The organism is Gordonia paraffinivorans, from assembly GCF_900683595.1.
GTDB classification, from domain to species: domain Bacteria; phylum Actinomycetota; class Actinomycetes; order Mycobacteriales; family Mycobacteriaceae; genus Gordonia; species Gordonia paraffinivorans.
In genome coordinates this window covers 826,004-838,756 of record NZ_CAACYD010000006.1, presented here as the reverse complement: position 1 = coordinate 838,756, position 12,753 = coordinate 826,004, and the positions used below count along the sequence as shown (strand labels likewise).

The window sequence follows — 12,753 nt, the reverse complement described above, 5'->3', positions numbered from 1 at the left end:
CACCTCCTGGTGACGGTCGTGAACCGGCGAAAAGCCCCTAATCCCAGCTCAGTCCGCCCCGTCGCCACTCGTAGGCGTACGCGACGGAGACGTTGACGATGAACAACAGCATCGCGGCGAGGCCGAACCATCCGAGCGAGTCGAACGCGACCGCCCACGGATAGAGGAAGACGATCTCGATGTCGAAGATGATGAACAACATCGCGGTCAGGTAGTACTTGACCGGCACACGCTGGACCTGGCGGACCGCGCCCGCCCCGCCCGAGGGGGCCAGATAGCTCTTCTCAACCGGTTCGATGCCGCATTCGTAGGCCTCGAGTTTGGCGCGGTTGTACCGTTTCGGCCCGATCGCGACGCCGACGAACACGCTGAAGACGGCGAACGCCACGCCGATTGCCCCGAGGATCATGATCGGGACGTAGGCGTTCACAGCGTGGACTCCTCCTCGCTCAGGGTGCCGGCATCCACCTGGTGGGTGGATCGGTTCGGCGGTTGTCCTCATCGCGCGGGCGGCCGGTCCGGCCCCTCCCACACGTATGTGAGCTACGACACAAGCCTAGGTGGTCGTCTGGCGGGCGTCAGCCATTTTGGGACAGTTCGGCGTTTCCCAGCATCTCGACGAAGGCCTCGGGGAGGGCGATCGGATCGACGGGCAGGTGCGCATACGCGTCGGCGCGCGACCAGTCGGCCAGCCATCGGTCGTCGGCGCGACCGAGCAGCACCAGGACGGGCGGACAGGGGTCGAGTTCGTCCTTCATCTGCTTCGCGACGCCCATGCCGCCGTACGGGGTCGCCTCGCCGTCGGCGATCACCGCGTCGACGACGCCGGCCTCGAGCTGGCTGAACAGCATTGGAGCCGTGGCGACTTCGGTGAAGGCGAGCTCTGGCAGGGCGCTCGACGGGCGGGATCCCAGGGCGGCGATGACCTGCGCCCTGGTGTCGGGATCGTCGGAGTAGACCAGCACGCGCAGCGCCCGGGGAGGCAGGGTGTCGGTCACGGCAGCGATGCTACCGCCGTTCGGCGTCCGCTTCGGGGAGTTGGCCAACCGGAGTGGCGATTGCCGTCCGGCCGGGGGCGGGTGCACGGGCCCCGGCCGGGGAGGTCAGTGCTCGGTCGAGAACCCGACGCGGCGTCGATGGACGTCGAGCGCGAAGGTGACGAGCTGGTCGATCAGATCGGGGTAGGCGATCCCGGTCGCCTCCCACAGCTTCGGGTACATCGAGCCGGGGGTGAATCCAGGGATGGTGTTCACCTCGTTGAGCAGCCACCCACGTCCGGACTCCTCGTAGAAGAAGTCGACGCGGGCCATGCCGCTGCAGCGCATCGCGGTGAACGTCCGCGCGGCGAGCTCCCGGACCTGTGCCACCGCCTCGTCGGGCAGCGGGGCGGGGATGACGAGCTTCGCGGCGCCGGTGACGTACTTGTCCTCGTAGTCGTAGAAATCGCTGCCGGGTTCGATCTCGCCGGGCAGGGATGTCTCCGGCGCGGTGTCGCCGAGGACGGCGATCTCGATCTCGCGGCCGTCGACGTTCTCCTCGATGATCACCACGTTGTCGTAGCGGAGGGCGAGGTTGATCGCCTCGTCGACCTCGGCGGCGTCGTGGGCCTTGCTGATGCCGACCGACGACCCGAGGTTCGCGGGCTTGACGAAGACCGGGAGGCCGAGCTCCTCGACGACGCGTCCGACGATGGCGCGCGGGTCGTCGACGCCGTCGCGGAACTCGATCCAGCGGCACTGCGGGATGCCCGCCTGGGCGGCGACGATCTTCGCCATGGCCTTGTCCATGCAGAGCGCCGACGAGAGCACGCCGGAGCCCACGTAGGGCAGCTTGAAGAGCTCGAGCATGCCCTGGATGGTGCCGTCCTCGCCGTGCGGCCCGTGCAACAGCGGCAGGACGACGGTGACGGCCTCGCCGGCGTGGCCGCGGAGTTCGGTGAGGGGGTCGATGGCGGTGCCCGCCACCTCGAGCGAGTCCGGCAGGGCGGTGCCGTCGGCGAGGGCGGCGATGGCCTTGTCGTTGCGGAGCCAGGTGCCGTCCTTGGCGATGCCGATGGGGACCAGGTCGTATTTCGTCCGATCGGCGGCGGCCAGGACGTGAGCGGCTGTCACCCGGGACACATCGTGTTCGGCGGAGACTCCGCCGTAGAGGACCACAAGACGCAACAGCCGGGATGACATGCCTGTCACGATACGGGCACCGGCGAGCGGGTTCTCGCGGAGTCGGCGCGGATGTGGAGTTCGACACGGTCGCCCGCCGCCTGGCATACCTCCTCCGCGAGCACGCCGGCGCCGACGAGCAGGGTGCCCCGGTCGGCCGAAGGGGCCGGGCGGCGCCGTCGGCTAGCGTGGAGCACGTGCATTTCATGGCGAGTGAGGTCGCGGCGGCGACCGGCGGCGAGTTGTCGGGTCCCGACGTCCGGATCGACGGTGCGAGCATCGACTCGCGCAACATCCGCCCGGGTCAGCTGTTCATCCCCATCGTCGCCGAGCGCGACGGCCACGATTTCATCGGCAAGGCGCTCGAGGCGGGGGCGCCGGCCTACTTCACCTCGAGGCCCGAGACGGCCGGCGGCACCGCGATCCGCGTCGCCGACACCGCGCTCGCACTCGCCGATCTCGGACGCGCGGTGCGCCGCCGCATCCCGGACCGCGTCGTCGGCATCACCGGCTCCGTCGGCAAGACCTCCACGAAGGATCTGCTCGCCGGGGTCCTGAAGACCACTTACCGGACCGCGGCCAGCGAGAAGTCCTTCAACAACGAGCTCGGGCTGCCGCTGACCCTGGCCCTCGCGCACGACGACGTGGAGGCCGTCGTGCTGGAGATGGGCGCCCGCGGGATCGGGCACATCGAGCTGTTGTGCTCGATCGCGAGCCCGACGGTCGGCGTGATCACCCGCGTCGAGGGCGCGCACCTCGAACTGTTCGGCGACATCGAATCCGTGGCCCGCGCCAAGGGGGAACTCGTCGAGGCCCTGCCCGCCGACGGCATCGCGGTGCTCAACAACGACCACCCGTACGTCGCCCCGATGGCCGAGCGCACCTCGGCGCGGGTGCTGCGCTACGGACTGTCCCCGGACGCCGACGTGTACGCCTCCGACATCGTCCTCGACGACGAGCTGCGAGCGTCGTTCCGTCTGCACACCCCGTGGGGATCCACCGACGTGCGTCTCGGCGCGCGCGGCGAGCACCAGGTGCCCAACGCCCTGGCGGCCGCGGCGGCCGGCGGGGGACTGGGGGTGTCGGTCGCCGACATCGCGTCGGGGATGTCGGCCGCCGAGCTGTCCGGTCTCCGTATGGAACTGGGGAGGTCGAGCGGCGGCGTCACGATCATCAACGACGCCTACAACGCCAACCCCACGTCGATGTCGGCGGCACTGCGGTCGCTGGCGGCGCTGCCCGCGGGACGGCGCGTCGCGGTGCTCGGCACGATGGCCGAACTCGGCGACGACTCGGCGCGCGAGCACCTCGCGATCGCGGAGCAGGCCGCGGGCCTGGGGATCGCTCTCGTCGCAGTGGACGAGCCGGACTACGGGGACACGGCACGGCACGTCTCGGGCATCGACGAGGCAGTGGCCGCGCTCGACGACCTGGGGCCCGGGGATGCGGTGCTGGTCAAGGGCAGCCGTGTCGCCGCCCTGGAACGCGTCGCGCAGGCACTGCTGGGCTGAGCGCGCCCCCGTGCGACCCTCAGTCGGCGGCTTTGTTGCGCCCGAGGTGGACCACCCCGTCCTCGAAGGCGGCCTGGGTACGGTATTCGCTGGGACCGCAACCGAACTCGGCACGGAACCGGTTGCGCATCGTGGGACTGGACGGGAACCCGGAGAGGCGCGCGACGTCGGCGACCGACAGGTCCGGACGCGTGCGCAGGAGCTCGCACGCGGTCTTGAGCCGTCGATCCGCGATACGTGCGGCCAGCGAGTCCTCGGTGTCCTCGAAGTGGCGGTAGAGCTGTCGGCGGCTGATGTGCAGAAGACGCGCGAGCCGGTTCGGCGTGAACGACGGATCGCGGTGATGGCGTTCGATGAGGTCGCTCACCGCCTCGCGCACGAAGAGCGCGTTGTCGGTGATGGGTCGCTGCTCGAAGTCGAGCTGACCGAGTGCGGCACGCACGAGTTCGATGGCGGCCATCTCGGTTTCCTCGGTGGCCTCGGTGACCTCGACTGCCGTGTCGGAGGTGAACTGGAGGATGAAGGACGCGGTGGCGCGGGCCAGCAGAGTGTCGGACGCGACCGGGCGTCGCGCCTGCTCGGCGATGCGGCGCTGACTGCCGAGCAGCTCGAGAGGGACGACGAGTCCGGCGGGGTCGTTGATTTCGTAGGTGCGCTCGACGTAGGGCGCCGCATTGCTGACGAATGCCAACTGCCCCGGCCGATATGCGTAGTCGCGTGTGCCTTGGCGGACGGTGTGGCGGCCCCGCATGGTGTGGACGGCGATGATGAGGTCGTCAGAGGGGGTATCGAGAACGAGCTGCGGTGTGCGGGTCAGTTGGAATGGCGTGTGCAGGGCGCAGAATGTCGTGATCAACGACAACTGCCGCGTGTAGATGAGCGAGTCGAACTTCTCGGGGTCCTCGACCTGTACCTCGATGATCGGGCTGTAGTTCTCCACGCCCTCGGGCCCGGAGAGGCGGAGCGGCTGGGCTCGTCCCACGTTCCGGTTTGCGCCGATCCGATCACGCCAGGACTCGACGACTGGCGTCGGGATGCCGAAATCCATTGCGTCATCGAACAGTTCGGTCACGCTGCTGCAGCCTCCGGCTTGCTGCGGGTCCACGCGGGCAGAACGACGAGCGAGGACAGGAAGAAGCAGATGGCGCCGATGAAGGTGCCCCAGTTGGCCATCGCGGTGTCGACGGTGACCCCGGCCTTGGAGACGTAGGCGCCGACGGCGGCGACGCCGAAGGCGATGCAGCCGATGAGGTTGATCTGGACCGACCACCAGTCGGCCGATCGGGGATCGAACCAGGTGTGCGCGTGCCGGTAGCCGCGCACACCGAGGAAGCCGCTGATGAGGAAGAGGATCGAGCCGCCCGCATCCGGCGACCACACGAACTCGCGTTGCGACGGAATCGAGTGCGCGGTGAGGGCCGCCGTGGTGCTGACGTTGAACAGGACGGTGCCCAGCGACTGCGTCGAGGCGGCGAGCCAGTCGGCCCGCACCATGACGCCGCTGCCGTAGTCGACCTTGGTGGTCACCGGGCCGCTGAGGATCAGCTGGATCAGGCCGGCCGCGGTGAAGAACCAGGCTCCGATGAAACAGCACAGGTTGACGGCGCCGGAACCGGCCCACGAGCCGAAGCCGGGCGCCGAGCTCAGCGCGAACAGGGACGACCCGATCATGAAGCCCCAGCACTGCTTGTTCAGTGTCGGGACGAACACTGTGCTGCGCCCGGGGGTCGACGCGGCAACGCTCATTGTCTACCTACCTACCTGTCTGCGACGAGCCTGTTTGCGACGAGGTCCCCGGCCCGGCGGGGGCCCGGGCCGGGGACCTCGACTGGCGATGATCTGGCGATCAGTGGTGGAAGTGGCTGCGCTCGCCCTCGGCCGGGATCGGGCCCTCGAGGCGCTCGAGGAACTCGACCTCGGTCTTGATGTCGGCGATGAGCGCGCGGGCGAGGTCATGGCTGAGGCCGGCACGGACGACGATGCGCTGGACCGTCATGTCTGCCAGGTCGTCGGCCATCGGGTAGGCGGGAACCAGCCAGCCCTTCATGCGCAGGCGATCCGACAGGTCGTAGAGGTTCCAGTTGTCGGTGTGGCCCTTCTTCATGCGCCAGGCGAACACGGGGATGGTGTCGCCCTTGCTGACCAGCTCGAAGGCGTCGATCTTGGCGATCTCCGACGACAGCCACTGGGCGACGTCGAGCGAACCCTGCTGGACCTGGCGGTAGCCCTCGAAGCCGAGACGCAGGAACTGGTAGTACTGCAGCAGGACCTGGGCGCCCGGACGCGAGAAGTTCAGCGCCAGGGTGGGCATGTTGCCGCCGAGGTAGCTGCAGTGGAAGACCATGCTCTCCGGCAGGTCCTCGACGCTGCGCCACACGACCCAGCCGACACCCGGGTAGACCAGGCCGAACTTGTGGCCCGAGGTGTTGATGGAGACGACGCGCTCGACGCGGAAGTCCCACTCCAGATCGGGCTGGCAGAACGGGGCGATCATCGCGCCCGACGCGCCGTCGACGTGGATCTTGACGTCGAGGCCGGTGTTGGCCTGGATCTCGTCGAGCTTGGCGGCGATCTCCTTCACCGGCTCGTACATGCCGGTGTAGGTCTGGCCCATGATGGCGACGACGCCGATGGTGTTCTCGTCGACGTACTTCTCGAGGTCATGGCCGTCGAGGACCAGGTGCTCCTCGCTGATCGGGACCCAGCGGGGTTCGACCTCGAAGTAGTTGCAGAACTTCTCCCAGCACACCTGGACCGCGGTGGACAGCACCAGGTTCGGCTTCTCGATGGACTTGCCCTCGGCCTTGCGGCGGGCCTGCCAGTGGCGCTTGAGGGCGAGACCGCCGAGCATGCAGGCCTCCGACGAACCGATCGTCGAGGTGCCGATGGCGTTGTCGACGTCCGGGTTGTGCCACAGGTTGGCGATGATGCGCCAGCAGCGATCCTCGATCGCGGCGGTCTGCGGGTACTCGTCCTTGTCGATCATGTTCTTGTCGACCGACTCCGCGTACAGCCGCTTGGCCTCGTCGTCCATCCAGGTGGAGACGAAGGTCGCGAGGTTCAGGCGCGCGTTGCCGTCGAGCATCGCCTCGTCGTGGACGATCTGGTAGGCGGTCTCGGGCAGCAACATGTTGTCGGCGAGCTTGAACTTCGGCAGATCGGTCGCCTCGCCCGGTCGGGTGAAGACGGTGCGCAGGTTCAGGTCGTCGCCGATGTTCGTGTTCGCACGAGCTTGGGAAGTCAAGGTGTTTCCTCCTGGATCTTTCAATGCGGGTTCACTGGTGCCGATTTCGGGGGTCGGACGACTGCACTCGGTGTTACCCGAAACAGCCGTTTCTCGTGGGGGTTTGGTGTTTTGACCTCCCTAGACTTCCACCGGCGGATACAGCCGATCCATCGTGTACTGGCGGTTTCGTCGCGCGGCCCATGCGGAGATGAGCAGGCAGACGATGGTGATACCGGCGAGCACGCCGATCGCCAGCCAGAGTCGATAGTCGATGCCGCCGACCGTGAGCTGTCTCAGGCCTTCCACGGTGTAGGTCATCGGATCGACGTAGTGGATGTACTGGAACGGTTTCGCGGTGGTGGGCACCGGATAGATGCCGCCCGCGGACACCAGCTGGACCATGAGGAATGCCAGTGTCACAACGCGTCCCACGGCTATGCCGAACACGGCGTCGAACATCTGGATCATCGCCATGAAGGTCGCGACCACCAACAACAGGAACAAGAACGTCGCTATCGGATGGACGGCGCGCAGGCCCACCGCGAAGGTGACGACCGAGTACAGGATGGCTGCCTGGGCGAAGCCGATCGTGAACGCCGGGGCGTACGAGGCGAGGACGACGCGCATCGACGAGAAGCCCTGCACGATCGGGCGGGACTGCAGCGGCGTCAGCAGCATCCAGGTGATGATGCCGCCCACGAACAGCGCGAGGGACATGAAGAACGGGGCGAAGCCGGTGCCGAAGGTCGGCGCCTCGTGGGTGTAGGCCTGCTTCAGCTCGACCGGGTCGGCGAGGGTCGCGGCGATTTCTTCCTTCTGCTGCTTGGTCCACGCCGGGATGGCCTTGACGCCCTCGTCGAGGCCGGATGCGAGTTCCTGGGAGCCGGAGGCCAGTTCCTTCATGCCGGAGGCCAGCTGGTCGGCGCCGGCGCTCAGTTCGCCGAGGCCCGTGGCGAGCTCGGCGGAGCCGCTCGCGAGCTCGTTGGCCGCGCCGCGGGCCGCCATGATGTCGTTGCGCAGGCCGCCGTTCTCGGCCAGCGAGAGGCCCAGGCGCAGCGGGCTGTTCGGGTTGCCGAGCTGCTGCGACAAGACGGTGGCGTCGGTGTTGAGCTGGCTCAGCTGGCTGTTCGCATCGGGGCCGAGCCCGCTGGTACGCAGGAACTGCTGGGCCGGGGCGAGCGCATTGGCGAGGCCGCGCACGGTCGGGTCCGACGACGCGCTCAGCTGGCTGACCACGTTGTCCAGCGCCTGGCTGGCCTGGGACTGCTGGTTGGCCGCGGCGCTCAGTTCCTTCGAGGCCGCGCCGGCATTGCGCGCGAGACGATCTGCGGCGGCGTTGACCTCGGCTGCGGAGAGTCCGGTCTGGTCGGCGCCGAGAGCGTTCAACAGCGGATCGGTCGCCTTGATGAGCGCGGAGTCGAGCTCGCCGAGGCCGCTCGCGAGCTGATCGGCGCCGTTCTTGGCGGTGACCATGTTGGTGGCGATCTCATCCGCGCCGGTGTTGGCGGTCTTGAGCCCGGAGGCGAGTTCGTTCGCGCCGTCGGCGGCCTGGGTCAGCTTGCCGGTCACCCCGCCGACGTCGTTGAGGACGATGTCGAAGGTCTGGGTGCCGACCTGGGCGCTCACCCTGTTGACGACCTGCTGAGCGGCATCCTGGCCGATGATCGTGGCCAGGTAGTTGTTGGCGTCGTTGTAGGTGAACACCAGCTGTGCGGACTTCGGGGAGTCGCTCGTCGGGGACGCGATCGCCTCGCTGAAGTCCTCGGGCAGGGTGATCGAGAAGTAGTACTTGCCGTGGGCGACGCCGTCGGCGGCCTCGGCAGGCGAGACCTCGTGCAGGTCGAGCTGCTTGGATTCGATCAGGCCCTTGGCGACCTGCTCGCCGGCGTTGAGCTTCTCGCCCATCACCACGGCGCCCCGGTCCTCGTTCACAAGCGCGACCGGGATCTTGTCGGCGGCGGCGAAGGGGTTCCAGAAGGCCCACAGGTACATCGCTCCGTAGAGGAGCGGCATGAGCATGATGACGACCAGTGCGAGCCGGGGCATCGTGCCGCGGTAGTACTACCGCTTGATGTCGCTGCCCGGGGAGAATGCGGCAAACATGTTCTCTAGGTCCGATCTTCGTGGTCGAGGCCGAGGAACTGGCCTTCTGTCAGGTTGTCGACGGGGATCACGGCGCGCACGCCGCCCGCGGGTGCCACGGCGTTGACGTCGGCGGTGATGACCGTCTGCGTCCGGCCCAGATCGACGAGCCGCTCCATCAGGAGGACCTGGTTCTCGCGCCGCGTGAGCCTGTCCACGCCGCCGATGACCAGCAGCGGGGGACGCCGGTGGTTGCCCACGGCGATGCGGAACAGCGCGGAGCTGAGCTCGGGCAGCTCCTCCACGAAGGCCTCGAGGTCCGGGAGCGGGTAGGAGCCGAAGACCGGGCGGCAGACGCGCTCGAGGTCGTCCTCACCTGCCGGCGTGACCCACTTCCACCAGGGAGAAGACCAGCGCTTGAGCTCGGTCACGACGTCGCGGATGCGGATGGCCTGCTGGATGCCGTCGACCTCGTCGATCCACGCGACCGCGGCGCGGTTGAAGAGGTGCTGGGCGTCATTGGTCCGGCCGAAGGCGGTGAGCTCTCCCTTGCTCGGGCGCATCCGGCCGGCCACGGTGAGCAGCAGCGCGGCGCGTCCGCGGCTCTCCGGCCCGGCGAACACGGTGACGCCGCCTTCGGCGACGGTGAAGTCGACCGGCCCGAAGATGTGCCCCCACGAGGCGTTCACCGTGAGGCCGCGAGCTTCCAGGAGCGGAAGGCCGGAGGAGGAGCCGCTCGGCTCCGGGACGTCACTCATCGTCGCCCGTTCTGAAGGCCGCACATCGTCCAACTTTCTTTCGTCGTACTTCGAGCACAGGTTCTCGGTTGCTCAGCCGGGATGGCCGAACAACCGGAGAAGAATCAGAGAATCTTTCGGAGAGTGGTTCCGGCAGTGGATGCGGGATTCGTCAGGGCGCCGACGTAAAGGTCCGTGCCATCGAGGAGTTCTCGGGACGCATTCTTCCGCAACCGCACGGTGGCGCGGGATGCGCCACCGTGAACTGCCACTTTCCAGGACATGGCATGGAACCTAGCCCACGGCCTTCGGCGGGTTCAACGGATTGCGTGCAACATGCAGCATCTGTGATGGCACGGATTTTGCTCCGACCGCCGTAACGCTGTCCCTGAGGGTCGCCGAGACCGGACAACCCTGCTCTGGCTGCGACGACAGTGCGGTGCTCGGGGGCCATTTTCAGGTTGCCGGGCCGGCGGCCGACGCCCGATTCCTGCCCCTCGAGCGCTGTCGCAACGGTGTCGGAGCGCGTGTCGGCAAGATGGCACGCGATTTCACTTACCGGCCGGGAAGCTCCATCTTCCAGGGGTTGTCGGGCTTCGGCGGGCAGCATCCGCCGCCGAGCCGTCCGCGGGCGGCTCTTGAGCGGCACGATATCCGCTTTCTTCCTCGGATACGCGGGATCGGGACGATCGGGGAACTGTCAGAATCGTCGCCATGACCCAACCGAAACATGCTCACGCCATCGAACTCGCGACCGTTCCCAATCTCCGCGACCTCGGCGGCTGGGTGACCGCCGACGGTCGGAAGGTGCAGACCGGCCGCGTCTACCGGTCCACCGAACTCCACCGTCTCGCCGGAGACGACCGGACGAAGTTCGAGGAGTTGGGCATCACGCTGATCTTCGATCTGCGGACCGCGGCGGAGCGGCAGGCCGCGCCCGATCCGGACCTGCCCGGGGTCACCGACGTGCCGCTCGACGTGCTGGCCGACTCCGCGACGGCGATCCCGGCCCACCTCAACGCGGTGCTCGCAGACCCGGCGATGGTCGCCAAGGCCAACGAGGCACTTGGCGGCGGCAAGGCCGAGACCCTGATCGAGGGCACCTATCGCCAGATCGTCACCCTGCCCAGCGCCCGGGCGGCCTACCGGAGGTTCTACGAGGAGCTGGCCGAGCCGTCGACCTCGGGTGCGGCGCTCTTCCACTGCACCACCGGCAAGGACCGCACCGGCTGGGCGGCGGCCACGTTCCTCACCGTGCTGGGCGTGAGCCGGGACGAGGTCTTCGAGGACTACCTGCTGACCAACGACGAACTCATCCCCGCCCTGCACCCGATCTTCGCGGCCTTCGAGAAGGCCGGCGGCGACCCGGATGTGCTGTCGGCGCTCCTCGGCGTCCGGCGCGAGTACCTCGAAGGCGCCTTCGACGAGATGGTCAAGGAGTTCGGCGATATCGACGGCTACTTCACCAAAGGCCTGGGGCTGGATGCGTCGGTTCCCGAGAAGCTTCGGGAGCGCTACCTGGAACAGTGAGGCCGGCCGCCACGGCCGGGATGCGGGCCGATGCCGCGGATCACCCGCGCTTCGCGGCGTTGGCCCGGATCACCTCGCGCAGGTAGACCGCGAGGCCTGGGGCCGCCTCGTCGTAGTGCGCCGTGAAACGCGGGTCGGCGACGTACATGTCGGCCAGGCCCACGTGCATCTCGTGGCTGCAGTCGTAGAACCGCCCGACCTGCGCGCGATGTTCTTCTGCCAGTGCGTCGGCCTCCGCCGATCCCGGCGTCACCCCGCGCAGCATGGCGTCGGCCAGACGGCGCTCGAGGTCGTCTGACTCGGCCTTGATGCGCTTCCAGTCCTCCTTCGAGTACTCGGACGCGCGCGTCTGGCTCTGGCGCCACGCATCGGTGTCGCCCCAGCGTTCCTCCGCCTCGGCGGCGTATGCGTCCCCGTTCCAGTCGTCGCCGAAGATCTCCGCCTGCTCGGCGGCGGACAACCGGATTCCCTGCTTCTTGGTGGCCATCATCTCCTCCACGGCCGCGACCATCCGACGGAGGCGATCGATCCGTTTCGTGAGCATGTCGCGCTGGGCGCGGAGGTGATGCAGTTCGTCCGCATCGGGATCGTCGAGCAGGGTCGCTATCTGCTCGAGAGGAAAGCCGAGTTCCCGATAGGTCAGGACCCGGTAGAGCCGCTCGACGTCGGCGGCGTCGTAGACGCGGTACCCGGCCGGGGTGCGCGCCGAGGGCGTGACCAGTCCGATCCGGTCGTAATGATGCAACGTGCGGACACTGACACCGGCCATGCCGGCGACCGCTCCGACCGTCAGCGGCGGCGTCGGTCGTGCTCGTCGGGAGCCTTCCCCATCACTCACATCGCTCACCTTCGGGCCTGACGCCGCGTCAGGGTCAAGTCCTGCGCGCCGGGCAGGGGCTAGGGCGCGAAGCCGATGACCGACTCGCCCTTCTGGCACGCGGAGAGGACACCGCGCAGCTGAGACGGGCCGCAGGTCCAGCCCGACACCTCGTGCTGTGTGCCGGTGGCGATCTTCGGGCCGTACTCCGCCCCGATCTCGTCGGCGGTCTCGCAGCTCACGTCGCCGGCGAGGATCGTGACGGTCAGTGCGCCGTCGGGGCCGGGGACGGTGCCGCACTGGGTGCCGGGACCGCCGGCCTCGGAGGCGGTCGCCCCGGAGGTCGTGGTGCGGGAGGTCGCGGGTGTCGTCGCGGGCTTGCGCCCGGCCACGACGGGCGCGGAGGCGTTCGGGCTCGCCGGCGCAACCGCGGCGCTCGAGGTGGCCGTGTCGGTGACATCCTGTTCGCCGCCGCACGCGGTGAGGGTCAGCAGGGCGAACGACGCGCCCACTGCCGCGGTGGCGACACCGGTGGCGATCTTCCTCGGGCGGGTCAGCACTCGTGGGCTCGACATGGTCCCACCGTATCGAACGGCGCCGTCGCGCCATCGCGTCGTCGCGGCGACGCAGGCCGATGCCGGGACCCGCCCGCGTCGCCGGTTTGGGATGGGCGTCGGCGACCTGCGAAGAT

General features: G+C 68.4%; 12 protein-coding genes. 2 read left to right on the top strand and 10 right to left on the bottom strand.

The features are described 5' to 3' along the window. Positions 1-37 precede the first annotated feature (37 nt). The 3 genes from E1P53_RS10815 to E1P53_RS10805 form a co-directional block, all read right to left on the bottom strand. Positions 38-430 (bottom strand): NADH-quinone oxidoreductase subunit A, encoded by a 393-nt coding sequence (locus E1P53_RS10815; protein ID WP_006901194.1) that lies wholly within the window; start codon positions 428-430, stop codon positions 38-40. Between the two features lie 148 nt (positions 431-578). After that, positions 579-998: a DNA-binding transcriptional response regulator gene (locus tag E1P53_RS10810; protein ID WP_006901193.1), complete on the bottom strand. Its 420-nt coding sequence runs from the start codon at positions 996-998 to the stop codon at positions 579-581. 105 nt (positions 999-1,103) lie between these two features. After that, positions 1,104-2,180, bottom strand: coding sequence for a D-alanine--D-alanine ligase family protein (locus E1P53_RS10805; RefSeq protein WP_040527083.1), 1,077 nt, complete (start codon positions 2,178-2,180; stop codon positions 1,104-1,106). Between the two features lie 185 nt (positions 2,181-2,365). Here E1P53_RS10805 and E1P53_RS10800 point away from each other — a divergent pair, with 185 nt between their 5' ends. After that, entirely contained in the window at positions 2,366-3,670 is a 1,305-nt protein-coding gene (locus tag E1P53_RS10800) for a UDP-N-acetylmuramoyl-tripeptide--D-alanyl-D-alanine ligase (RefSeq protein ID WP_006901191.1), read from the top strand. 19 nt (positions 3,671-3,689) lie between these two features. Here E1P53_RS10800 and E1P53_RS10795 read toward each other — a convergent pair whose 3' ends face one another. The 5 genes from E1P53_RS10795 to E1P53_RS10775 all read right to left on the bottom strand — a co-directional run bounded on the left by E1P53_RS10795 (position 3,690) and on the right by E1P53_RS10775 (position 9,736). Then, positions 3,690-4,742, bottom strand: coding sequence for a helix-turn-helix transcriptional regulator (locus E1P53_RS10795; protein ID WP_109239883.1), 1,053 nt, complete (start codon positions 4,740-4,742; stop codon positions 3,690-3,692). Then, positions 4,739-5,416: a hypothetical protein gene (locus tag E1P53_RS10790; RefSeq protein ID WP_109239882.1), complete on the bottom strand. Its 678-nt coding sequence runs from the start codon at positions 5,414-5,416 to the stop codon at positions 4,739-4,741. Before E1P53_RS10790 ends, E1P53_RS10795 begins: the two co-directional genes overlap by 4 nt. 100 nt (positions 5,417-5,516) lie before the next feature. Further along, the gene (gad, locus tag E1P53_RS10785) at positions 5,517-6,914 is read right to left on the bottom strand and encodes a glutamate decarboxylase (RefSeq protein ID WP_006901188.1); all 1,398 of its coding nucleotides are present in this window, start codon (positions 6,912-6,914) and stop codon (positions 5,517-5,519) included. A gap of 120 nt (positions 6,915-7,034) precedes the next feature. Beyond that, positions 7,035-8,942, bottom strand: coding sequence for a YhgE/Pip family protein (locus tag E1P53_RS10780; protein ID WP_244941162.1), 1,908 nt, complete (start codon positions 8,940-8,942; stop codon positions 7,035-7,037). 62 nt (positions 8,943-9,004) lie between these two features. Further along, positions 9,005-9,736 carry a P-loop NTPase family protein gene (locus E1P53_RS10775; RefSeq protein ID WP_109239879.1) on the bottom strand — a complete coding sequence of 244 codons (732 nt, stop codon included), beginning with the start codon at positions 9,734-9,736 and terminating at the stop codon, positions 9,005-9,007. Positions 9,737-10,429: 693 nt separating this feature from the next. Here E1P53_RS10775 and E1P53_RS10770 point away from each other — a divergent pair. Beyond that, positions 10,430-11,245, top strand: a complete 816-nt coding sequence (locus E1P53_RS10770) for a tyrosine-protein phosphatase (protein ID WP_131734293.1) — start codon at positions 10,430-10,432, stop codon at positions 11,243-11,245. A 40-nt stretch (positions 11,246-11,285) separates the two neighbouring features. Here the strand turns inward: E1P53_RS10770 and E1P53_RS10765 are convergent, their stop codons facing one another. Further along, positions 11,286-12,083, bottom strand: coding sequence for a MerR family transcriptional regulator (locus E1P53_RS10765; RefSeq protein ID WP_131734292.1), 798 nt, complete (start codon positions 12,081-12,083; stop codon positions 11,286-11,288). Positions 12,084-12,142: 59 nt separating this feature from the next. Then, the gene (locus E1P53_RS10760; RefSeq protein WP_006901183.1) at positions 12,143-12,637 is read right to left on the bottom strand and encodes a hypothetical protein; all 495 of its coding nucleotides are present in this window, start codon (positions 12,635-12,637) and stop codon (positions 12,143-12,145) included. Between the last annotated feature and the right edge of the window lie 116 nt (positions 12,638-12,753).